The organism is Pseudoalteromonas sp. B131b (genome assembly GCF_037162545.1).
Classification (GTDB): domain Bacteria; phylum Pseudomonadota; class Gammaproteobacteria; order Enterobacterales; family Alteromonadaceae; genus Pseudoalteromonas; species Pseudoalteromonas fuliginea.
Window position 1 is genome coordinate 3,383,697 of record NZ_JARLUZ010000001.1, and the last position, 23,990, is coordinate 3,407,686.

A 23,990-nucleotide genomic window follows, 5' to 3' on the forward strand; every position below is an offset into this window, starting at 1 on the left:
TTCCTTTAAAATTCTGGCTTGATTGTTAAATTAATATTCTTAAGTTGTTCGAATACGTCTTTGTCTTTAGATACCGGTAATGTGTCAGCCATACGAACAGCCCTAAGTGCAGCCTCACAGACTAGTTTATCGCCGCCTAATGATTTAACTTGTGTTACTAAACCATTAAAGCCTAAACGAATATTTACTCGGCACTGCTGATTTTTCATTTTCTCGTCGATCAGTAAGTTCTGCTGAATACGCGCCATAATTAGAGCGCGATATTTATCAACTTCACCCACGACCTGTTGTTGACGTATTTTACTACGCGCAGCCTGCTCTTTAGCAAGTTGTTCTTGTAACATTTGTTCTTGTAGGGCCTGTTGACGCTGTTGTTCAGCCTTTTTAGCACGTTCTTTAGCCTCTTCATCACGCTTTTTACGTTCATCTTCAGCTTTTTTAAGTGCTTCTTCCTCAGCTTTACGCTTATCGGCAGCTGCTTTTGCTGCACTTTCAGACTCTTGCTTTTGTTTTTCGGCTTGTTTTGCTTTAGCACGTTCCTTTTGTTCTATTGCGCGTGCTTTTTTAGCTTGTGCTTGCGCCTCGGCTGTTTCTTTTTCTTTAGCCTTACGTTCTTGCTCTAATTTCTTAATATGACGGGTTTCTGACTCGCGCTGTTTGCGTGCATTTGCAGCTCTGCGCTCTAAATCACGGATGCGTTTGTCTTCTGCCTTTTTTTGTCTTTTTCTTGCTTTTGGAGTTCAGCTATTTTCTGCTCAACCATTTTTTGGTCAACTGTCACAGCTGACACCGCTTTATCAACATCAGGTATAGCTTTATTAAGCGTTACTTCCATAACCTTTGGTGCTGGCGGGTGAATGTTTGCCGATGCATATAAAAAACCACCCAGCGCCACATGCAAAACTACTGATTTAATTAATGAACTACTCATACCGTTATTTTGTCCCTTCGAAGGATTCTGTCATTAATCCAACTGACGGTACACCAGCACTTTTTAAAAAGTCCATTAAGAGCAATACCTCTTGGTATGATACTTTTCCAGATCCCTTTATCATTACAGGTACATCAGGATTTTTCATTAGCTGTAACTTAATCACAGCCGCTACATCAAACGCCTCCATCGGAGCCTCTGGATCAGTCCCTACACTAACGTAATATTTACCTTGTGCGTCAATCGAAGCAATAATAGGTGGCGCATCTTTAGTATCAACTAAATCTGACTCCGTCATTTTAGGCAAGTCGACTTTAACACCATGTGTAATAAGTGGCGCTGTTGCCATAAATATAATCAGTAGCACCAACATTACATCAATGTAAGGAACTACATTAATTTCTGCGACCGGACGGCGCTTCTTACGCTGATACATTCGCTTGGGCCTCTATTTGTGTAGCTGCTTGACGGTGTAAAATATTAGCAAACTCTTCCATAAAATTAATGTAGTGAGATTCTAGCTTTTCAACTTTATTAGAAAAACGGTTGTAAGCAATAACAGCAGGAATAGCTGCAAACAAACCCATTGCTGTGGCAATAAGTGCTTCTGCTATACCAGGTGCTACCATCTGCAACGTAGCTTGTTTAACTTCACCTAATGCTATAAAAGCATTCATAATGCCCCATACAGTACCAAACAAGCCTATATATGGGCTAATTGAACCCACTGTCGCTAAAAATGATAAGCTTGACTCTATTTTCTCTATTTCTCGAGAGAGTGCCACGCGCATAGAGCGGTGTGTACCTTCCATTACAATACTCGCACTTTGAAAGGTATTTTTCTTATGTCGCGCAAACTCTTTAAAACCAGCTGTAAATAGAGCTTCAATACCTTCAGATTGACCGTTACGTGATGAAATTTCGTTATATAGTTTACTTAAATCAATACCAGACCAAAATTTTTGTTCAAACTTTTTAGCACTTGCTAACGCATCTGATATTGCTTTTTTACGCTGAAAAATAATTGCCCATGACATTACAGACATAGCAACTAGCCCTAACATTACTAGTTGAACAAGCAAACTGGCTTCTAATATTAAATCCAAAAAATTAAGCCCTGATCCCACGTGAAACTCCTAAATAGTATCAAAATACGTCAAATTGATTGATTTGTGTAAATATGACCGCTCGTGCAGCCAAAAGTTGCACATAGTGTATCGAGTCCATTTCAAACTGACAACGATATTGCTATGAACAAGCAACAAAAAACGTTGAAATAACCTTTATTTCGCAATTATCTAGCAAAAGAATTTAAAGCCATTTCCGCTATTTAATAATGCGCTCAAGATATGCTTAAATATACAAGCAAAACACCATAAAACGCCTCATTTATTCAAAATCACTGCATAAACACTCAAAAAACTTAAACAAAACCTAAAGGTAATAGTAAAACTAATAGCGACAAGCAGTGCAAACTCAAACTTAATCACTAATTTTCATTAACTTACAAACAGAAAAAAACATTAATGAACAAGTTTTAAACAACCAGAAATTTCATTGCATTAGTTTTTATAATCCGAAATTATAAATTTTCTAGTTTGAATAATAAATATATATTGCGTATTATCTCCCCATACCGAGCTGGCACTGAGTGAAATAGCTTCATTAAGCAAAGTTCTTAGTAATAGGATATTTTATCGTATTACATTGTTTTACATTTTTAGGATAAAACCTAGTTGTGTAAAATGTAGTTCCCCAAGATTACTTCCTTCAACTTGTTGTTTACCCGCATTTTTTGCGGGTTTTTTTTGCCAAAAAAATTGAAATCATTTAATACCAATTTGCTTAATTGAGTGATCTATTTTGAGGTAAGAAAATCGTATCTATAACAAGGCAAAAATTTCGTTATTTAGTTGTTATCACTCATGCTCCTGCATTGCTCTGCATCCATGCAGTCGTATATCAGAAATTTTTAACACGGTTAACGTCAGATTCAACCCCTCTAATTGATTAAGTATTATTGCAAACTAAACAACACTGTAACAGCCTAATACGATAACGGCTATGCAATATACTCTATCTATCGAATAGCCCGCAGCATAGCCACGCAAGTCTTAACGCTCTGTGAATTAAGCGTTAACTGATTATATAGTGGGTAAAATTGTAATAACTTGGTTTAGAGTAACGATGTGAAAATATGGTGGGTAACATTATAAAATTAGGTATACGCGCTTGCTGTACATTTACTTATGCAAGCGCAAGTGATTAATTGAAATTTAGATTAAGTCGTCTTTTTTGGCATTAATCCAAAGTGATGGTATGCACTGTCAGAGACTATTCGCCCGCGAGGTGTGCGCTGAATAAATCCTTGTTGGATCAAAAATGGTTCTATCACATCTTCTATTGTTTCGCGCTCTTCGCCAATAGCAGCCGCTACATTGTCGAGCCCTACTGGGCCGCCCATAAATTTTTCAATTATGGCGAGTAAATATTTGCGATCCATATAGTCAAAACCACTTTTATCTACGTCAATCATGTCAAGCGCTTGCTTAGCTACTTCGGCGTTTACTGTACCGTCAGATTTTACCTGTGTGTAATCACGTACACGGCGCAATAAGCGGTTAGCTATACGTGGTGTACCGCGCGAACGCTGTGCAATTTCGGTTGCGCCATCGTCACACATTTCTAAACCTAGATAATGTGCAGAGCGCCCTACTATGTGCGACAAATCTTCTACAGAATAAAACTCTAATCGCTGCACAATACCAAAACGGTCACGTAGTGGCGATGTAAGCGAGCCTGCTCGGGTGGTTGCTCCAATAAGTGTAAATGCAGGTAGGTCTAATTTAATAGAACGCGCAGCTGGGCCTTCACCAATCATTATATCAAGCTGGTAGTCTTCCATTGCGGGGTAGAGTATTTCTTCAACTTGCGGGCTGAGTCTGTGTATTTCATCAATAAACAGTACATCGCCTTCCTCTAAATTTGTGAGCAGCGCAGCTAAATCGCCTGCTTTTTCAAGTACAGGGCCTGATGTTGTTTTAATACTTACGTGTAATTCGTTAGCGACAATATTTGCAAGCGTGGTTTTACCAAGCCCAGGTGGGCCAAATATTAATAAATGATCGAGCGCTTCACCACGGGTTCGGGCAGCTTCAATAAAAATTTCCATTTGCTGTTTAACATGAGGCTGGCCTCTGTAATCGGCTAAAAGTTTTGGTCTTATTGCACGATCTATAGAGTCTTCATTTGTTTTTTCAGTCGCATCAATTAAGCGATCCGCTTCAATCATGGGTTACTCACAACATAGATTTTAAAGATTCTCTAATAAGAACCTCAGTAGACATATCGGGTTTGCTTATCGATTTTACTGCTTTTTGAGCTTGTGGCAATTTATAACCTAATGCAAGCAGTGCCGATACGGCATCATCGGCTGCGTTATTAGCTATTGTCGCATCGCTCATTGGCTCTATTACTGCGCTGTCGCTAAATGGCGTAAATAAATCATTACCCCAATCTTTTAGTCTATCTTTCATTTCGAGTACTAAACGCTCGGCTGTTTTTTTACCTACACCGGGTAATTTAACAAGCGATGTTGAGTCTTCGTTATTTACACAACTTACAAATTGTTTTGCCGACATGCCCGATAAAATAGCTAAGCCAAGTTTTGGCCCTACGCCATTTGCTTTTAAAAGCTCTCTAAACAAGGCACGTTCAACTTTATTATTAAAACCAAATAATAGTTGAGCATCTTCACGCACTACAAAGTGAGTGTAAACAATCGCGTTTTCACCAATTTTTGGTAAATCGTAAAAACAGGTCATTGGCATTTGTACTTCGTAACCTACACCACTTACTTCGAGTAATATTTCTGGTGGCTGTTTTTCGACTAAAATACCATTTAAGCGGCCTATCATAATTATTTCCTTAAACGTCCTCTAACGGTTTTGCTTGCGCTGCCCGCTAGTTTAATTAAATTTTGTTCTGAGTGAGCGTGGCAAATCGCAATAGCGAGTGCATCAGCTGCATCGGCCTGTGGCGTACCGGGTAGTTTTAAAATATTTTTTACCATGTGTTGCACTTGTGTTTTATCTGCGCCACCGTTGCCTACTACTGCTTGCTTAATTTGCCTAGCTGAGTATTCAAATACAGGTAAGTCGGCCATTGCCGCCCCAACAATCGCAGCGCCTCTAGCTTGGCCTAGTTTTAAAGCTGAATCGGGGTTGTGCGCCATAAATACTTTTTCAATGGCAAAGGTTTCTGGCGAAAACTGCTCAATAAGCTGTGTAATGCCTTGGTAGATCATTTTAAGCCTAACCGGAAAAGGATGATCGGCTAACTTAATACAGCCACTGCCTAAGTATGTAAATTTAGAACCTTGATGGGCAACAACACCATATCCGGTCAAACGTGAACCAGGATCGATCCCTAAAATGATGGCCAAACAGCGCTCCATTGTTATTATTTTTAAATTACGCTAATAATGCCAGAGCACTGTATAAATTACCAGTACAAAGAAAAACAAAAATGCCCACGTACTAGGTGGGCATTTACAGAGCATGTTAGTTTAAGCTTACCCTAGGGCACGCACTAATCCTTGGGTGTTTTGTTTAAGTGTTCGGGCAATCATTAAATAACCTAAACCTGCCACAAATACGCCGCCAGCTACCGGACCTATAATCCATATACGTGGGTGTAACTTACCTGCTAAATCAAACATTTGTTGCTGCACAATTAAAAGCGCTATGTCGCTAAAAAGTGCGGCCACTAAACCAGCTAAACCGCCTAGTAATAAAAACTCATACAAGGTCGCGTTTTTAATTAATCGGCTTTTAGCGCCAAGCGTTCGCAGTATGACAATTTCTTGCATACGCTCACCTAAACTAGCTTGAACTTGCGATATAAGTACAAGCGCGCCACACAGCACTACAATTGCAAGTACAAAACCAATGGCGAGTGATACTTGCGAAATAGTTGTTTGTATTTGCTTAACAAAGTTATCAATATCAATGGCTGTAATAGTAGGGTAAGTACGTAATAACTGGCTAAAGTCACGCTTTTGATCCGGGTTTATACGCACCGACGAAATATACGTTGCCGGAAAATCTGCAAGTACATCTGGGCTTAAAATAATAAAAAAGTTAGGTTTAAGCGTGGCCCAATTTACTTTGCGCACACTGGTGATTTTAGCGTCGAACGACTGCGAACCAATTAAAAATGTAAGCGTATCGCCTATCTCAACATCTAAACGCTCAAGCATCGACTCCTCTACTGAAGCCTCAGCCATCGCATTTTCACCAAACCACGTGCCTTGTGTTACTTCATTTTGATCAGGCACATCTTTAAGCCATGTAAGATTTAGCTCACGACCAATACCTGCACGTGCTTCTTCGTCTTTTTTCTCGTTGTCTTGCAGCGATACAGAACGTGCTACCAACTCGCCGTTTACCGCATTTACACGTCCACGAATAGTCGGATAAAACTCTGATACCTGAATATCTTTTTGAGCTAAATATTCATTAATTGGCTCAAGCTCATTTTGCGTAATATTAACTAAAAACGCATTAGGCGCGTCGTTTGGTAGTTGCGACTGCCAATCAGATATCATGTCGTTTTTAAGTACCACTAAAAACAGCAGTAATTTAATCGCTAACGAAAAACTAATTAACTGTACCGCATTCACATTTGCACGCTTTTGAATAGATGCAATTGCAAGCGACCAACTATTACCTGGCTTTAATCCTAGTTTTCGACCACCACCAAATATTAATTTAGATACTAAAAACAGCACACCAATTAGCGCAAGTGTTGATATAAACAAAATAAGCGTTATTTTTATGTTGTTGCTAAATAACCACATTAATAAAAACACGGTTAGCGCACTCATACCTAAATGCACACGACTTACTGCCAACTTGTCACCTAAGTTACGGCGCAGTACTCTAAGCGGCGGAATATCAAATAAATCAAATAATGGTTTAATAGAAAACATAACAGCACAAATTACGCCAGTGCTTATAGCCACCAGCCAAGGTTTAAAGCCACCTAAGGGTAACTCTGTGCCCATACTTTTTGATAAGTAACTTGTTGCTATTTCTTGCAAGCCATAACCAATTAACAGCCCTATACTTACCGCCATTGCACATACAAGCAATAAATGCAGCATGTATATTTTGCGGATCATTGAGCGGCTACCGCCTAGCGTTTTCATCATCGCTACTGGGTCGTATTGGCGTTCACAATAACGTTTTGCTGAAACAGCTATAGCCACTGCAGCCAAAATAATACCTAATAGGCCGGCAAGTAATAAAAAGCTCTCTGCGCGGTTTAAACTGTTTGAAATGGGTGATTGGCGGTCTTTAACACCATACCATTGTTGGTTTTCTTTCATTTGTGGTTTAAGCCACTCGTAAAAGCTATTTATGTCGGCCTCACTACCTGCATAAAGTTGGCGGTAATAAACACGACTACCCGGCTGCACGACTTCAGTTTTTGCCACATCGTCAATATTAATAAGCACACGACGGCTGCTTGAAAATACATTAAATGGCGCGTCTGGCTCCTCTACAATAACTTTTGAAACATTAAATAATGCAGCGCCAAGCTCTACTTGCGCGCCAATATCAATATTTAAACTGTAAAATACCGACTCACTTAGCCACACATTACCCGTCGTTGGTCCGCTATTAGCAACTTTAGTTTCACCGGTTAGGGTATCTTTAACTTTTAACTGCCCTTTTAGCGGGTACGCATTAGATGCCGCTTTTACTGAGCTAAACTGCATTTCATCATCGGCAAACAACATAGTGTCGAAATACACCATTTGCGCTGTTTTTAAATTTTGGCTCTGTGCTTGAGTAATAAAAGCGGTGTCCAGAACATGATCGCTTGCAAGTACACGGTCTGCTGCAATAAAAGCACTGCTTTTTTGCGCAATACTTTGCCCTATTCGCTCAGTAACCATCGACAATGTAAGCACGGTTAACACAGCAAGAGCGATAGCTGCGCTTATAACCGTGAGCTCACCACGGCGAAATTCTCGCGAAAATAATTTAAGCGCTAACTCAACCCACATCGGCAACGTCCTCTACTTGGCTTTTTACCAGTAAACCCGCTTCTATTTGAATAATGTGCTCACATTTTTGTGCAAGCCCTTCATCGTGAGTCACCAAAATAAGGGTAGTGCCGTGTTGCGTGTTTAAATCAAATAATAAGGATTCAATCATTTTACCGTTTTTGCTGTCTAAATTAGCCGAAGGCTCATCAGCAAATAGTATTTTAGGTGTACCAATAAATGCTCGCGCAATAGCAACACGTTGTTGCTCACCGCCAGAAAGTTGCGACGGGTAATGATCAATTCGATGGCTCAAGCCTACTTTTTCAAGCAAAGCAATTGCTTGCTCTTTCGCATCACTTTCGCCAGCAAGCTCTGCTGGTAGCATAACGTTTTCAAGTGCCGTTAAGCTTTGTACTAACATAAACGATTGAAACACAAATCCAATTTTAGCCGCGCGCAGTGCAGCACGCTCTTCTTCATCTAAATTGTGTAATGGCTCACCATCTAAAAACACCTCTCCGCTGCTTGCGGTATCCAGCCCTGCTAATAAACTGAGTAACGTTGATTTACCAGAGCCCGACGTGCCAACAATAGCAACAGACTCGCCATGCTTGACATTAAAGCTGATGTCGCTGAGGATGGGCAGCTCACCTTCAAAGGTAGAGACTACTTTAGACAAACCATTAACCTGAATTATATTTAATTGAGAAAGCGCTGACATATGACTCATTCAATCCTTCGTTTAGTATTCATTTTATTTTTAGTTATCAAACCGCTGATCGCAGCAGCCGACAACACGATTTTAATACTCGGTGACAGTTTAAGCGCAGCCTACGGACTTCAACAAGAAGAAGGCTGGGTAAAATTGTTACAAGATAAATACGATGACGAACAAGCCGACATTGAACTTATCAACGCCAGTATTAGTGGCGAAACATCTGGTGGAGCCCTACGCCGTTTAGATGCATTGCTTGAGCAATACGAGCCCACTCATGTACTTATTGAGCTAGGTGCTAATGACGGTTTACGTGGTTTCCCAGTAAAAAAAATGCAAACTAACTTAACGTCTCTTATTCAAAAAAGCCAAGCAGCTAATGCGATGACCGCCTTAATGGAGATTTACATTCCCCCTAATTACGGCCCGCGTTACAGTAAAATGTTTACTGACACTTTTTCGCGCGTTAGCGAAGAGACAAGTGCGCATTTAATGAACTTTTTTATGCTAAACATTGCCAGCCAAGCTGAGCTAATGCAAAACGATAGTTTACACCCTAACAAAAAAGCTCAGCCAATAATACGAGATGAGATGTATGACTCGATCAAAAAGTGGTTAAATAAAGACTAGCCAATTAGTACATCGCAAGATGTGCTATTTTAGCGTTCTTGCGCAATAAACATCCAAACAAACAATCGCTTATTGATTTTTAAAAAAATACACGTACTATTGCATACAAATCGGTATGTGGCGCAGCTTGGTAGCGCACTGTCATGGGGTGGCAGGGGTCGAGAGTTCGAATCTCTCCATACCGACCAATTAATCCCTCTTTATTTCAACTTGTTACAAATTAAATTATCTTCTTTATCGCACTATTAAATTATTAGCAGGACTAAATTGAACTCAGGTGCATATTTTGAAACTCAGATAGGTTTTGCTTTAGTTCAGCTTTTGCCTATTTTCCCGATAGCACTGCTTTTATTTATATTATTTAAATTTTCTGACGTTACTCAATATATTTCAGAGATTTTAAAAATAAGTAGCAACAAATTTCTTTTGGGTTTTGGTTTTTTATCTTGCGTTTTGGTATCGGATAGTATCTTTGGTTACTTTAAAGTTTCACATTTACGCCAAATCATTGATGAGAAAAAGTATCAGATGGTAGTTGGATGCGTGAAACATTACAATTCTGAGACTTCACCAACAAACTACCGTACGGAAACGTTCGTAATCGAAAATACAAAATTCCAATTTAGCAATTACACTCAAAGTTTATATTTTACTGGCGATGATCATACCGATAACTTCATCACTGAAGGCCAGTGTATGGAAATCAGTTATGTCAGAGACGGTCAGAAAAATTACATTTTTAAAATCGTCCCGTTAACGAGGCGTGACTAATGTCCGCAATTGGGACTAAGCAGCGGGTTGACCTGACCCGATAAAGTAGACATTGAGTAGCTAGTTGATTTAACTCGTACCATCTAAGTAATATGATAAAAGAAGTTTTTTAGTTTTTATATAAAAACAATCTTCGCTTCTAATAATACTCTTAATTAGCAATAACTTACCCTTTTACTATTAATAGAAAAGACTAAAATAAGAACCCTACCACGTTAAGGTAAAAAATGACCTCTGATAAAGCTGTTACATTCACTTGGCCATTATAAGCAAATATACCTTCATTGAAAAAATTAAATAAGCTATTGAATAATATTGGTTTTATTTATTAAATTGCAAGCAGCTGCTATATGTAATATCATTGATTACAAGTGTAATCTGTGTTTTTATTTACAGATTTATTAAATGATTAAGGGAACATAGTTTATGGGAAAAAATATATTTTTTTGTCTTTTTGTAGGGTTGTATGGAGTAAAAGCTGTTGCACAACAACACAACTTTGCTGAATTAATGCAGTGCCATAACTCTTCAGAAGCTCCTGGCATGGTTGTTAGATTAGAACAGTCAGGTAAACATATTTATAGTGGTGCGGTTGGTTTGGCAAATATTGATACTGAGAGGCCTCTCAATGTAGATGACATATTTCAAATAGGTTCTGTCACGAAAACATTTACTGCTGCAGCGATCTTGAAACTATCGGAAGAAAAAAGCTATCATTACAAGATACATTAGAGCAATTTATTCCTGATATTAACCCTGAGTTTAGGTATTTAACGATTGATAGAATTTTAAGCCATACTTCTGGCCTGCCAGATTACTTAGGGGAACCTTCAGTAAGTAAAATTTATGATAAGTATGCTTCTATTGACTTAGTTATACAAAGTATAAGTAAACAACCTCTTAACTCTGAGTCTGGTAAAAAATATAGTTATTCAAATTTGGGTTACGTCTTTCTGGGAAAAGTCATTGAAGTTGCTTCTGATACTCCATATGACCAGTTCATGTCAAACACATTTTTTAAACCTCTGAAAATGGATAATACTTTTGTTATTACTAAAGGAACATCTGCTGGGAAAGTAAACGGCTACACTACTAGTCGTAATGAGCCTAAAAAGTATATTAACCCTGAAGATTCAACTGAAAGGCAATGGAATGTTGATCGTAGTTGGATCTATTCTGCGGGCGCTATTGCTTCTACACTTGCTGATATGCACCTTTGGCAAAATGCATTAAAGTCAGGGCATGTAATTTCAAAAGAAAACTATAAACTAATGACCACCAAGGCATTATTAAATAATAATTCGCATGTGGATTATGGATACGGCTTAGATATATACAAAATAAGTGGATTAGATAGCTTTAGCCACCAAGGTCAGGTTCCCGGATTTTTTGCTTGGCATGTCTATTTCCCAAATGAAGATTTAACCGCTACAGCTTTAACCAACATCGACACAAAACACCCAGGCCCTGCTCTATTAGACATGATAGCGCTACAACTAAACTTATCTCCTAAGCAAGTAAATAGTCAAAAAGCAAAGGCCCTAGCAGCATCTTTAGTTGGAAGTTATCGTTCTTCCGATTCGAAAATTTTAAATATTTCGTTCGAAAACGGTACACTTTATTCCCAATATGAAGGTGAGAATAAACTAAAAATCATACCCCGGGAAAACAACTCGTACTCTTATGAGTGTACTGAAAATTACTTTCAGCTTAGAAAAAATAATGGAAAACATGAAATCGTCCCAGTTTATTTATATCAAGGTGAGCAAGATGCACTTGTAAAATTAGAATTATAAAAAATAGGCTAAGGTTATCAACGGCTGCCCTTGGCACTAAGCGGTCGGGGAACTAGTCCTGAAAGTTCTAAACCTTATTGTCTCAGTTTCATATTTTGCTGTTTAATTTTAATCTAAGTGCCCTGTCACATTATGCTATCCAATACCTTTTATGTTCTTAAACTAAGACTGGTATAAAGTACAGCAGCCTGTTGAGTTGGTTTTTCGCCCGTTTCTTTGGTTTTTTAACTGCTTTTTAACCGCAGTGTCTGTAGCTGCTTTTTCTGCCTCCCTTAATTTCATCGTTTAATGAATTAACTTTTGACCACTACAGCACTTTGCAAACCTCCTTAGCAGGTAAAAGGTGGAGTTTGAAGTCATACCCACAACCACTCGTACCACAACTATGAATTAACTCTAATGCACTCGTTTTAGATTTTTTATAAACAGTTTTACCCGCAGATACTAGTCCTACTTTGCAAATAGGTTGTGTGGAAATGAGATTGTTCTTTTTCGATAAATATTGTTGCTTATTGGGTACGGAAAAGGTTAAACCTTCAAAATTAGGTAATGGTTTAGCTGTGATTTTTTTAATAAATCCTCTTTATCACTCCCAATCTCATTGAAGGTAAGATTAACTTCGATTTCAACCGTCGGAGATTCTTTGAAGATTTCAATTAAAGATTTACGATCCATTAGGGCAATTTCATTTAGTGGGATGGTTGATTCATTTGCTGAAAGACAGCCTGAAGCTAGTACTGAGAGCACTGCTAATTTATAAAGACGCACTTCTGTATTCCTTTGCATGATTTGTAAATGAGATTTAAATTATCGAGATTTAAGGCAGCCATTTAGAAAACTAAGTGTCTTAAGGGTTATTTTTTTAATGGTATCAAAGCATATAACCATTAAGAGGTGAGGTAAATGAGTTTTACTATCATTAACTAAATTAGACAGCCTCATTAATTAAGCAAACCTATGCACTAAATTTACTTTCTTGGGTTGAGCGTTGGTAATCTCCATTTCTAACGGAGGCCGCAGAGCTATATGAAATTAATTTTAAATCTTATATAACTTTATTTAATTGCTTCACTTGGTGATCAAAAATATCATTCATCTTTGACATAGTCTCAGTTGCGAGTTCAAAGTACTGATTACTATCTATCGCAACTTTAGCTGCACCAACTAATTCTGACGTCATCACTTCTATTAATTTATTCATACTTTCAGTCGCTTTTTTCACTAGATTAGTATGGGTATGGTGCTCTTCTGGTAGGTGTGATAATCGTTGTAAAGTATCAATAGTGGTTTTTGCCATTGTTTGAATTAAAAAATTTAACCTGATTTTATCAACACTTGAACAGCATTGTTGAACAGCAACGCTCACTCCAATGGCTCGTGACTGGCCTATATTTTCTGTCGTTAATATTAACTCGCGCCAAACATACCCTATATTATTTATTTTTGGTAAAAAATCGGCCGTTAAATGCGAGCTTTCAGCGGTATCCTCTAATAAATAGGCTAAGTTTTTAATCATCATCGTATGTTGTTCAAAACTATTACTGACCGATGATTTATTGTTAAAACTAAGAAGTCTACCCCAATGATCAGTAAAGGCTGCCCAACGCTCATTTTTAGCAACAGGTGAAAGCATTAAAGAGTTAATTTCTTGAGAAATTAATTTTTTAATACCAGTCAATTTAGCCTCTGCGTTAGTATCGCCATTTAACCAAGCAGCAGTGAGTCCTCGGTGTTGTTGAGCGAAAATAATTATCCTTTTGATCTGACAAATATGTACGAGTCCGTCTTTTTGTATTTTTTTATTGTTGCTTATTTTCATTTTTTTATCAAAAAAATAATAAGGATACAAAAAGTAGCTGTAGTTAAGGTTATCCATTGCATATTACACTCCTTAATAAGAACGACTATTGCCTTTGGGTTAATTTACGTAAATGATTTGCAACTAATTGAGATTGGACCGCTATATCTGAATTAGCTTGTGCACCAAGAACAACTTGCGCAATATGTTCAGAAATCTCATGGGTTGCAGCTGCCTGCTCGGTTGACACATTACTCACTATTTCCATTTGATGCTTAACCTGCTCAGTTGCTTTTTCGATATCGTTAAATGAAATATCGACCTCATTAACTTTTTGAAGGCAAACATCAGTTTGTATAACGACCTCACTCATCGTGCTAACAATCTCACTGCTTTCTTTCAATACATCATCAATATTGGCCACAATACTGTCCGTAGAATTATGTGTACGTTTAGCTAAAGCTCGAACTTCTTCTGCAACAACAGCAAAACCTAAACCAAACTCTCCTGCTCGAGCCGCTTCAATTGAAGCATTAAGTGCTAGTAGATTTATTTGTTGAGAAATTTGTTGTATCGATTCAGTGATCTTTTCAACATTTATAACTAATTCATTCAACGAAACCATACGCTGCTGGGTTATTTTGGCCCTTTTATTTACGTTGGTTACCGCATTACTTAGTGACACTAAAGTGTCTCTACCCTGATTAGCTATTTCTGAAGCTAAACATGAAGAGTGATGTGTTTTAGATATTTCGTTATTGATCTCGCTTAGTGAATGGCTCATTTGTGTCACTGCTGATGCTGTTGAATTTATAGCGTCGGATTGAAGCAAAACATTATTTTTTACTTCCGATGAAATTTCAATAACCTGAATCGCGGAATACTCAACCTCTTTATTTTTTTCATTATGATGGGTAATAACTCGACCTAACTCACGATATTTTACTAGTAACTCCTCAATAAATTCTGAGTTTGCCAAACTGTTAAAATGAATATCGCGGTGATCGAAATTTTTAGTATTAATGTGTTCAATAACACTCTTTATTTGTTTTAATTGTGAACTTGCAATACAAGCAATGCCCGATAGAAGATATAAAAGAACGACAAAAACAAAGATTAACTTCACTATTGGAAAATAAAATAAACTTACAAAAAAGCCAAAGAAGATAGTTAATGTTATCCAAAAATAAATTTTTAATCCTAAATTTTTTATTAATAAAGTTATAGGTAAAAATATTATCAAAGTAGTGCAGTCCAATTAAGAATGCGGATGATTTTTAATTGCAAGATACGAACCAATATTTAATGACCTGATTTTAAACAGTATTTTATTTTTTAATTTATAAGTAATTAACTATTATGATGATAACGAAAAATAATGCTCTCTTTTGGTGCATTTACTTCTATATTTTATTAATTCCCTTTAAAAGAAATATTCTTACTTTTTAAACGGTATGACAGACATGCTTTAGTACCCTTGTGGGCTAAGTAAAAACCGAGCAAATCGATAATAAATCTATGTTATTAAATATTTATATCAGAGTTCACATTGGTTATTTTATGAAAGGAATTTTTTGATAGTTTAACTTTAAGATAAGATGACAAGCTAAGCATTTATTTTATAAAAACTAAGTTATAAAAGCGCCTAAAGGCGCATCTATAATATTTAAAAGGTACTACTTTAGTGCTTACGACCTACACCATTGCGTACCATGTCTTGCCCGGTTTGGAATACGTCTTCTGTAATACCGCGCGCTAAAAGTAATTTTTGTTGGTCGTCAAACACGGCTACAAAACGACTACTATCACTATTGTTTGTTGCCATACCAACGCCCGAAACACCCTTAAGGCCAAGACCGCCGTTTTCTACATTTAATAAAAAGCTTTCTAATTCGGCTAGACTAGAAATTACATCATTTTCTTTATTCATTTTAATACTCTTTTAGTAAGGCTTTTAAATCATTATGGTGGCTATTTTATAGAGAAGAGCCAAAAACTTAAACCCTTGGCTCAGGTTAGTCACTAAATCGACTTTATAGCTAACTCTAAATTGCTTAGCGCACAACCAAACTCTTTTGCATTGATGCGATGATACTGTGTGTCACTCGTTGCTGTGAGGCTAATTATAAACTCGTCTTGTTGGGCTACCGCACTTTGCTCTTGGCTTAGGCACATAGCTTGAGTTAGTGAGCGCAGTTTTGAATTTGTTAAAATTGCACCAAAACGCTGCACAGGCAGTGGAGGTATTTTTATAGCCGGTAACGCTTGGCTTATAGTGCGATCACTTAGAGTAAACGTGTTATTGGTAATATCAATTACACTGCCTGTAGGCCAGTAGGAGTAGCTATAACTTTTACTATTTGGCTGTACCTTACCTTGGTTAGCTAAATGCACTACACCACTTTTGCCTATTACGGTTATTAAACTATCTTCTGGTGATTTAATAACAACCAAAGCCGTATTTTCATCAATACCAAAACCATGTTGAATCTCTGTTTTAATATTTTTGACTTCGTTTTTATTTAGCGCTGCTGCAAGCCTAAATGTACGGTTTTGCTCGCTAAATTGAGTATCTAGTACACCAAAGTTAAAACTGCCCAGCCCACCAGCATTAGTGTTATTTTCACTTTTACGAAGTGCCTCAAGGCTTGTCGTATTTGTAAGCATGCCCGTCACTTTACTTTGGATTGCTGCGCCCGCTCCTTCACCTACAATTACTGGGCGAGTTTGCAATGCTTGCGTCCACGGGTATGGGTTATTGTTTTGATCAAATAATACCTTATGAGTTAATGCTGCATTACCGCTATTAAACATCACACCGGTACTATTTTTAATAAGTGATACAAGTGCATTAGTGCCATTTTTACATAAAGCGTATTCGGCCTTTGTGCGATCGGGATAAATCACTTCACGGTTATACACATTCATTAATGTATTTCTGAGCGCTGGTAATTTATCGCACGAGTTACTCGTAATCGCTTTAGCAAGCGCTGGCGTTAGTGCTAACCATTGAGTGTTTATATTTGATTGTGCCAAAAGACTTTGCGCTACATCTGCCGACTCATAAGGGTCGCGGCTCGATGCCGTAATAGCAAGCATTGTAGGTTTTGCGTTATTAACTTTTAAACTGCCCGACACAAATTGTAAAATATTATTAGTCGCGCTCTCGTTATTGAGTTCAGTGTTTACTTGTTCTTTTAAACGCTCGCCATCATTATCTAATTGATGTGTTTCTAACATATCAAACAAAAAATCGAACTCTTGATCTGTCAAACGACTTAGCTCTTCGTTATTTATATCACGCCATAGCCAAAGCAATTCAGCTTTAGTCATTGGTGAAGTACTTTTAGGATGTAATGCGGTCAACGAGTTAAACGTTTCCAACTTAGTTACGCTGTTATTATTGGGCCAGCGTGAGTTAATTTGATTAATTTTAGCGCTTGTGATTGTAAATAAACGATGCTTTTTACCTAGAACTTTCGTGTTATTTTTACAACTTTTTAAATTCGAACTAGAGCATACCGAAAATGTGCTACCGGCTAAAACCAACGTTTGGCTTTGCTCTTTACAAGCTAAGTTTGTTGAAAATACAACCATTAAAAATATGGCAAAAGATTGTGTTAATTGCAGTTTTTGGCAAAACAAAAATACGTATTTCATAATATAAACTCTAAGGCCTGCTGACCTTTCAGGATTAAAATTTGTTCTATCTAGGGGCGGTTTAATCGCAGTACGATATTTTTAGCCTCGTAGGATAAGTACTTAGCCTGAACTCTGGATAATAAATCTATCTCGAGCAGCTATTTTCAGCACTAACTGCGTTGAATTTACTGAAAGTTTCTGGCTAGAGAAAATAAATTAAAATATCATCATGATTCAATATGTTAGTAAATATCTTAACCAGATTTTAGGTTAATTTATATAGTAATGGTTAGTAGATTGAGCCGTTCAGTTAAATCTAAAACATTAACTCAATAAAGTAGTCGTCAATTACTACCGGAATTAAAAGACTTGTTTTTCATTATTTTTAGCAGCTATAAATTTTGTTCCGTGTTTATTTATATGAGCCTCATAATTTTTAACTGTAATAGGTTGTGCAAAATAAAAACCTTGGAACTCTTTACAACCCATTTCCGCCATAATAGCAACTTGTTCTTGCGTTTCAACACCTTCGGCAACGCATTTTATATCTAATTCTTCGCACATAACGAGTATCGCTTTCACTAAACTCTTTTGACGTGAAGAATGAGTAATTTGACTGATAAGAGAACGGTCGAGTTTGAGCTTATTTATAGGATAATGGGCAAGACGAGCAATATTTGAGTATCCGACCCCAAAATCGTCAACTGATATTATAAAACCCCACGATTGCAATGTTTGCATTAGCTTTAATGAATGGCCTTGATTTGCTTCAAGTGAGGTCTCAGTAAGCTCTAACTCTATTTGCTGCGGCTTTACGTTAAAATCAGCTAAAGATTTTACTAGTTTTGAAATAAAGTCAGGCTGGCTGAAATCAATTAAAGATATATTTATTGCTATAGGCACACTTGGCATATCTACTGTAGACCACTGAGCAATTTGAGCACACACTTTTTGAATAATCAAATCAGTTAACCTACTGATCATTCTGTACTCTTCTGCAATAGGTATAAATACAACTGGTGATACGTTGCCAAGTATTGAACTATGCCACCTCGTGAGTGCTTCGAGCCCTATACACTCTCCTTTAGCATTCACTTTTGGTTGGTAATGCACCGATAAATCACCTTGTTGAAGCGCTTCATCGAGCAACATTGATATTTCGTATTTTTCTATAAACGCTTGTGATTGTTCTTCACTATAGCTGCAAATAGGAGAATTACTGTTTGCTAATTTAAGTGCTTCGCAGGCATTTGTTAACACTTCAGCACTACTTTTCCCATGATTTGGGTAGCGCGCAAAACCAAATAAAAAAGTTTGCTGACACTTATTTCCAAGTACATTATATGCTTCGTCTAACGTGTTTTTTATATTTACCAAAAGTTTATCTTTTAGTTCGTTTGCCGAATGTGTTCCAACAATAAAAGCCAGTTTCCCCACTCCTACATGCGCACACAACAAAGGACCTTCTGGCATCTTTTTTAAACGCTTAAATGCACTAATTAGCAAAGCTTGTGAATCAATTTTAGTAAACTTTAAATTTAAATACTCACTATTAGCCGTTTGTGTAACCACAATATAAAAGCCTTTGTGATATTTAATGGTTAATCTGTTGCACTGTGTTTCAAACCATCCTCTATTTGGTAGCTTTGTTTGTGGATCTCTAAAGCGTAAGCGCTTGTTTTCTTGCTCCATTATAGTTAAGTTTTGTTTGATTAACTGTTCTTGAGTACAATCATAAAAATCATAAACACGATAATTAGCACTCATTACGTGCTGGTAGTTAGTCCGAAAAAAACTGTTTTTGTGTTTAACAATTTGATCTTGAGCATCAAGCTCATCAACATCAAGCGAAGGTAATAAATTGAATAGTTTAACGCCATGTTCTTTTAAATGTTTTTTAATATCAAACATATCAATAGCATGTTGATTAAAATCTGTAATCACAAAATTTTCATCTACAATAATCTTCGCTTTGTTTGATTCAGTAAAAAGAGCCCTATAAAGATCGTTTTTATCTTTGAGGTAAGTATTAGCGCTCTTCATACTTTTATTTAAGCGTTTTGCCGCAACAATAGTGCGAGCAAAAGCAAGTGGAATACAAACATTTAAAGATAAAAATATAAGGCTTGTAATATACAGCTTTTCATCAGAAAGTTTAGTTGAGACACCAGATAAAGAAGATAGATTTATGTCGTTAACTATAATATAAAAAGGAATTATATTTAACACAGCATAAAAAATGGCCGTTCTGCACCCTATTAACATTAGTGCGATTAAAGGGCACGAAAACATATATATCGAGCCAATTTTTGCCAGCTCTAAATCGGTCACGAATAAGTTAATACACAGACTTGCTGCAACTATAGAGAGCAGCAGTGCATGCGCACAAAATATATAATACCTTTTGCTTGCTGCTAATAATAAGGTCGTTATAAAAAAGAAACTAACGCTTAGTCCTACAAAGTATAAAATATTAAATTCAGCAGCTTGTTTAGATTTATGAAGCGATATAGCTAGGCATAATAAAATACCGGTTGCAAAAATAATACGTAAAGCACTCACACGCCAATTAGGTATTTGCCCTGTTGGTAAATGATGGTCTTCAAGCAAAAAAATCGACTGAAAAAGTGCATGGTAATCAATAATGAGACTCAGGTAGCGTTAATTAAACATTGATACTAAATAAAAGCAATAAAATACGACTAATTACAATTTAAGTACTACTTTAAGATTAATTTAAATAGGCTATTCATGTAACAGTTAGCTTTCGAGTGTTTTTACAGCTGTCTTCTTTGAGCTCAAAGCCACTGCATCCTAAAAATTCACCATGCTTAGATTTGCGTTTCCGCATTTCACGCCCACATTTTTCACAAATTGGATGCTGTGTTTTACATTCTATATTTACACATTGTGAATACGTGCTTTTATCAACCGATGGGCTACTACAACTTTTACACACTCGTAGTTTAGTTTCGCAAATTTGCGTGTTAGTACAGCTATAATAATTACCATACTGACCCGTTTTTGGCACGATTAATCCGTCGCTGCATGTATTACACTCTCTTTGCTTTAGTTGCGACTTGTTAAACAATGTTGAAGCGATCTGAATAGGATAATCGTCATTTACTAGTTCTTTTACAAACGCTGAGCATGCATAAGGGTCTGCAATTAAGTACGCTTTATGTTTAGCACGTGTAATGCCTACATAAAGCAAACGCCTTTCCTCTGAGTGAGTGAATTCATCTTGCTCTGGTAATAACGACTCCACCAGCACGCTATTTTGATTATCGCTAGGAAAGCCTAATTTACCTTGTTCAAAACCAATAATAATACAGTAATCGGCTTCAAGCCCTTTAGCACTATGTAATGTCCAAAAATAAAGAGAGTTTGTATGCTTTTTATCTTTTAAATGCTGCTGTACGCTATTTAACATGTATCGATATCGACTAAGTATGGCAATGCTCGCTGATGCATCGTTTTTTTGAATCGTGCTTATGCTCTGCTGCACTTTTATTTCTATCGATTTAGTACCTTGGTATAAATCGTCTAATAAAATAACGTGTGGTGTGGTTACTTGTGTATGTGTGCTGATCAGCTTTTTATATTGCTCAGGGTTTTGCATTACAAAACGCCCTGCTACATCGCTAATACTGTTGTTATATCTAAATGTTTTTTGCAACATAGTAAGTGAGTGGCCACCCACCAGCTCATTAAAACGCGTTGTAAACGCTAACTTACCACCCGAAAAACGATAAATTGCCTGCCAATCATCACCTACGGCAGTAAAACGTACACTTTTGCCCTTGTTAATAAGTGTGTTTAAAAAGGCCATACGCGCATCTGATATATCTTGAAACTCATCAACTAAAATATGGCTCCAAGGCACACTAAATTCACCTTTTTTTACAGCCTTTGTTGCATGAATAATCATATCGTCAAAATCAATGGCGTTTTGCGTATGTAGCTCTTGCATATAAGCATTATGTATAGCTATAAGCATTGCGGCATAACGTTGATGGTTTTTGAGTCCACTTTGTTTTATACGTTGTTTTATTTGCGTATTAGTGAGCTGCTCAGCTCTTATGGCTTGCAAGCACTTTAAGTATTTTTCAACCCCTTGTTGTAGCAGCCCTGAGTTATTTAACGTGCTAAATACTTCATCGTCATTTAAAGGTACAAGCGCCACACTATGTTGCTTTAAAAGTTTACTTAAGCGCCGCTCTAACTTGCCTTCGAACCAATTGTAGTGAAAAGTCTCAAGTAAAATAGTGTTATTATTTTTATGCAGTTTTCGCTTAAAAGCTATTTGCTCGTTATAGCGTTTTTTATTTATATCGGCGCGTGCATTACCCTCTCTATCAATGTCAAAGTGCTCTAGATAAATATTGTATTTTGATAAGTGAAAATTGGGATTATATTGTGCGTTTAGGGTTATGTCTTCTGCTGAAACCTCTAGCTTATTTTTGTAGTGAGGCTCGTACTCATGCTCAACTGATTGTAAATATAACCAGTTTGAAATAAGTAGCTCTTGATAACTTTTAACTTTAAGCCCTGCAAGGCTTCTATATTCGTTATCTCTTAGGTAGCGCTCATACTCAGCACTGCTTTTAAAACTAAAAATATCGACTGGTTCGTGAAGTAAATCAACAACGTTTTTCAAAAATGTAGAGTCGGTCTGCATTTGCTTATAAAGCCATGCGGTTAACCATGTTTTTTGCTGTATTTCATCGGTTGCAAATGTAGAAAGCTTCGTTGATTTTTTCGCGTCTTGTAATAGCCTCAATCCTAGTGCATGAAACGTTAAAATGGCAGGTGGTTTAATACTTAAATTGGCGTGTGCTGCACGTTTAATAAAGCGCTATTTTAATTCCTGTGCAGCCGTTTTATTGTAAGCAAGTACCAATACCTGCTCTGGCAGTGCTATTCCACGTGCGATTAAATCAAGCGATTTGGCAACCATAACTGAGGTTTTTCCTGTGCCGGCTGCTGCAAGTACTAGATTTTTATCGTTATCGCGTATAACCGCTAAACGCTGCTCTGTAGTGAGCGGGTTAGACTCAACATTATTATAAAAGTTATCTCTTAGGGTAAGCTGCTTTTGTTCATATTTATGGCGTAATTGCGCTACAGCGTCTGCTGTTTTTGGTGTACTACTTAAAATACTTAAAAATTTTACGCTAATAGGCGATAAATGCTGTTGCCACACGGTTTGATTATGTGCGTAATTTTTACTTAAAGAAAAAACAGCTTTATTTAAGATTTCAATGGAACTGTCGCGTAAAAATTCATCAAGGGCATAACGCTTTAAAAGTGCTTTCGCATTGTTCACTTTTTGTTCTAACGTATTTGAGAAATATTTATTTAACGCTTTATTAAGCACATCTGCTTCGGCTTTTTTTAAAAAACTAACGCATGTGTTATTAGGATCACATAAATAAATTTTTGCGCTAAACAAGCTATTTTGCAGCACAGAAAAGTTACTGAAATCACTTAATAAAAATTGCTGTTTAGTCATATCTCTAAAGTGGACAACAAGCACGTCTTGCTCAATACTTACCCACTTAATACGGGTAAAAAAACGACCTAACCAACTTGGTGTGGCAACATACTGCACCATAATACTCAATACAAAAGCAGACTATAAACTAATTGTAACATACTCTTTTATAATAAATTTACTCACAATACTGGCCGTTATTTTACTAAAAATAAAACAACACTGCCTACCAAGATCTTTTATTTAAAATTTATTTTACAGTTGTTAACAATTTTAAACATCTAAAAGTACTTTCTTGTGTAACAATACGCTCACAAATAAAGGAGCTAACATGTTTAAAAAAGCTTTTCCCTCGTGGGCATCATATTAATGCTGTGTGCTTGCACATCAGAAACAGCATCAGATCTAATTAAAACGAAAGGTATTTGGGCGGGTTTTGAGCTTGTGTCTGACGGAAGTCGTACTCGTATTAATGCAGAGCTAAATGCAGGTGATATGAATGGGTCTAACATCGTATTAAGCGATAGCGACACATTACAAGTAATCGTGCGAGGCACAGCTGTTGAACTTAGTAAAGATACAGATTTTTTAGATGTAGATTACCAAGCCTACATCAACATAACTGATGATAACGAGCCGTTTGATATATTGTTTAACCGTGATGATGAAATAAGCACACGCTCAACTGTTGAACTTCCTCATAACTTTATTATTTTAACACCAAGTAGTGAGCAAAACTTTAGCATAACAAACACAATAACAGTACAACTTGATGGTATAGATACCAATAGCGCCAGCACAATTGAGTTAAGCAGTCGTTGCACCACAAATAACAACTCTACATTAATACAATCTACGTCTTCATCTGTTACATCGTCGAGTTATTCATTTAATCTAAATAATTTGATAATGTTTAATGATACGCAAATAGATAAAAGTAAGGCATGCAATTTAACTATTTTGGTTGAGCGGGTTCGCTCTGGTGCTATTTCAGGGGAGTTTGCTAGTCAAAGTTATATTCAAGCTAAACAACAGCGCACAATAAATAATATGACTTTAACGTTTTAATTTGCGCGCCAATTTACTCAGCGTTAAGCTACGCCTTTATTAAGTAATTTTACCAATTGTAATTGTCTGCTTTTTTATATGGGCT

The 23,990-nt window shown here is 36.8% G+C and carries 16 protein-coding genes, 1 tRNA gene and 3 pseudogenes; 5 read left to right on the forward strand and 15 right to left on the reverse strand.

Translation table 11 applies throughout. The features are described from left to right. Positions 1-5: 5 nt before the first annotated feature. The 8 genes and pseudogenes from tolA to P4S65_RS15555 form a co-directional block, all read right to left on the reverse strand. Positions 6-931, reverse strand: a pseudogene (tolA, locus tag P4S65_RS15520) (cell envelope integrity protein TolA). A gap of 4 nt (positions 932-935) precedes the next feature. Then, positions 936-1,367: a protein TolR gene (gene tolR, locus P4S65_RS15525; protein ID WP_337120541.1), complete on the reverse strand. Its 432-nt coding sequence runs from the start codon at positions 1,365-1,367 to the stop codon at positions 936-938. After that, a complete protein-coding gene (gene tolQ, locus P4S65_RS15530; RefSeq protein WP_007378886.1) occupies positions 1,354-2,058 on the reverse strand; it encodes a protein TolQ in 705 nt (234 codons plus the stop codon). The genes tolR and tolQ overlap by 14 nt, the downstream gene beginning before the upstream one ends. A 1,154-nt stretch (positions 2,059-3,212) precedes the next feature. Continuing rightward, on the reverse strand, positions 3,213-4,223 hold the full coding sequence (ruvB, locus tag P4S65_RS15535) for a Holliday junction branch migration DNA helicase RuvB (RefSeq protein WP_096793363.1): 1,011 nt from the start codon (positions 4,221-4,223) through the stop codon (positions 3,213-3,215). Positions 4,224-4,230: 7 nt separating this feature from the next. Next, positions 4,231-4,848, reverse strand: coding sequence for a Holliday junction branch migration protein RuvA (gene ruvA, locus P4S65_RS15540; RefSeq protein WP_002960647.1), 618 nt, complete (start codon positions 4,846-4,848; stop codon positions 4,231-4,233). A gap of 2 nt (positions 4,849-4,850) precedes the next feature. Beyond that, on the reverse strand, positions 4,851-5,375 hold the full coding sequence (gene ruvC, locus P4S65_RS15545; protein WP_002960649.1) for a crossover junction endodeoxyribonuclease RuvC: 525 nt from the start codon (positions 5,373-5,375) through the stop codon (positions 4,851-4,853). A 129-nt stretch (positions 5,376-5,504) separates the two neighbouring features. Further along, positions 5,505-8,006, reverse strand: a complete 2,502-nt coding sequence (locus P4S65_RS15550) for an ABC transporter permease (RefSeq protein ID WP_337120542.1) — start codon at positions 8,004-8,006, stop codon at positions 5,505-5,507. Then, positions 7,996-8,709 carry an ABC transporter ATP-binding protein gene (locus tag P4S65_RS15555; protein ID WP_096793365.1) on the reverse strand — a complete coding sequence of 238 codons (714 nt, stop codon included), beginning with the start codon at positions 8,707-8,709 and terminating at the stop codon, positions 7,996-7,998. Before P4S65_RS15555 ends, P4S65_RS15550 begins: the two co-directional genes overlap by 11 nt. On the opposite strand from P4S65_RS15555, the gene P4S65_RS15560 reads away from it, so the two are divergent. From P4S65_RS15560 to P4S65_RS15575, 4 genes and pseudogenes are all read left to right on the forward strand, one after another. Continuing rightward, a complete protein-coding gene (locus tag P4S65_RS15560) occupies positions 8,710-9,333 on the forward strand; it encodes an arylesterase (RefSeq protein ID WP_337120543.1) in 624 nt (207 codons plus the stop codon). It begins immediately after the preceding gene. 111 nt (positions 9,334-9,444) lie between these two features. Beyond that, positions 9,445-9,521, forward strand: a tRNA-Pro gene (locus P4S65_RS15565). A 79-nt stretch (positions 9,522-9,600) separates the two neighbouring features. Further along, on the forward strand, positions 9,601-10,104 hold the full coding sequence (locus tag P4S65_RS15570) for a hypothetical protein (protein WP_337120544.1): 504 nt from the start codon (positions 9,601-9,603) through the stop codon (positions 10,102-10,104). Between the two features lie 543 nt (positions 10,105-10,647). After that, positions 10,648-11,900 (forward strand): annotated as a pseudogene (locus P4S65_RS15575) (serine hydrolase domain-containing protein). A 528-nt stretch (positions 11,901-12,428) separates the two neighbouring features. On the opposite strand, the gene P4S65_RS15580 reads toward P4S65_RS15575, so the two are convergent. The 7 genes and pseudogenes from P4S65_RS15580 to P4S65_RS21950 all read right to left on the reverse strand — a co-directional run bounded on the left by P4S65_RS15580 (position 12,429) and on the right by P4S65_RS21950 (position 22,957). Further along, positions 12,429-12,668 (reverse strand): hypothetical protein, encoded by a 240-nt coding sequence (locus tag P4S65_RS15580; protein ID WP_337120545.1) that lies wholly within the window; start codon positions 12,666-12,668, stop codon positions 12,429-12,431. 277 nt (positions 12,669-12,945) lie between these two features. Continuing rightward, complete coding sequence (locus P4S65_RS15585; RefSeq protein WP_337120546.1) at positions 12,946-13,749, reverse strand: nitrate- and nitrite sensing domain-containing protein; 804 nt, start codon at positions 13,747-13,749, stop codon at positions 12,946-12,948. A 55-nt stretch (positions 13,750-13,804) separates the two neighbouring features. After that, positions 13,805-14,941, reverse strand: coding sequence for a methyl-accepting chemotaxis protein (locus P4S65_RS15590; RefSeq protein ID WP_232525469.1), 1,137 nt, complete (start codon positions 14,939-14,941; stop codon positions 13,805-13,807). A gap of 438 nt (positions 14,942-15,379) precedes the next feature. Continuing rightward, a complete protein-coding gene (locus tag P4S65_RS15595) occupies positions 15,380-15,628 on the reverse strand; it encodes a hypothetical protein (protein ID WP_096793383.1) in 249 nt (82 codons plus the stop codon). A 92-nt stretch (positions 15,629-15,720) separates the two neighbouring features. Then, positions 15,721-17,358 carry a cyanophycinase gene (locus P4S65_RS15600; RefSeq protein ID WP_337120547.1) on the reverse strand — a complete coding sequence of 546 codons (1,638 nt, stop codon included), beginning with the start codon at positions 17,356-17,358 and terminating at the stop codon, positions 15,721-15,723. A 342-nt stretch (positions 17,359-17,700) separates the two neighbouring features. Then, on the reverse strand, positions 17,701-19,950 hold the full coding sequence (locus P4S65_RS15605) for a putative bifunctional diguanylate cyclase/phosphodiesterase (protein ID WP_337120548.1): 2,250 nt from the start codon (positions 19,948-19,950) through the stop codon (positions 17,701-17,703). Between the two features lie 139 nt (positions 19,951-20,089). Beyond that, positions 20,090-22,957 (reverse strand): annotated as a pseudogene (locus P4S65_RS21950) (UvrD-helicase domain-containing protein). Positions 22,958-23,191: 234 nt separating this feature from the next. Here P4S65_RS21950 and P4S65_RS15620 point away from each other — a divergent pair. Beyond that, entirely contained in the window at positions 23,192-23,905 is a 714-nt protein-coding gene (locus P4S65_RS15620) for a hypothetical protein (RefSeq protein WP_337120549.1), read from the forward strand. Positions 23,906-23,990: the final 85 nt, after the last annotated feature.

What these genes read in the sequence shown, in the direction of transcription:
- tolR (WP_337120541.1), bottom strand. Translation starts at nt 1,367, where the DNA reads ATGTATCAGCGTAAGAAGCGCCGTCCGGTCGCAGAAATTAATGTAGTT.
- ruvB (WP_096793363.1), bottom strand. Translation starts at nt 4,223, where the DNA reads ATGATTGAAGCGGATCGCTTAATTGATGCGACTGAAAAAACAAATGAA.
- ruvA (WP_002960647.1), bottom strand. Translation starts at nt 4,848, where the DNA reads ATGATAGGCCGCTTAAATGGTATTTTAGTCGAAAAACAGCCACCAGAA.
- P4S65_RS15550 (WP_337120542.1), bottom strand. Translation starts at nt 8,006, where the DNA reads ATGTGGGTTGAGTTAGCGCTTAAATTATTTTCGCGAGAATTTCGCCGT.
- P4S65_RS15555 (WP_096793365.1), bottom strand. Translation starts at nt 8,709, where the DNA reads ATGTCAGCGCTTTCTCAATTAAATATAATTCAGGTTAATGGTTTGTCT.
- P4S65_RS15560 (WP_337120543.1), top strand. Translation starts at nt 8,710, where the DNA reads ATGACTCATTCAATCCTTCGTTTAGTATTCATTTTATTTTTAGTTATC.
- P4S65_RS15595 (WP_096793383.1), bottom strand. Translation starts at nt 15,628, where the DNA reads ATGAATAAAGAAAATGATGTAATTTCTAGTCTAGCCGAATTAGAAAGC.
- P4S65_RS15600 (WP_337120547.1), bottom strand. Translation starts at nt 17,358, where the DNA reads ATGAAATACGTATTTTTGTTTTGCCAAAAACTGCAATTAACACAATCT.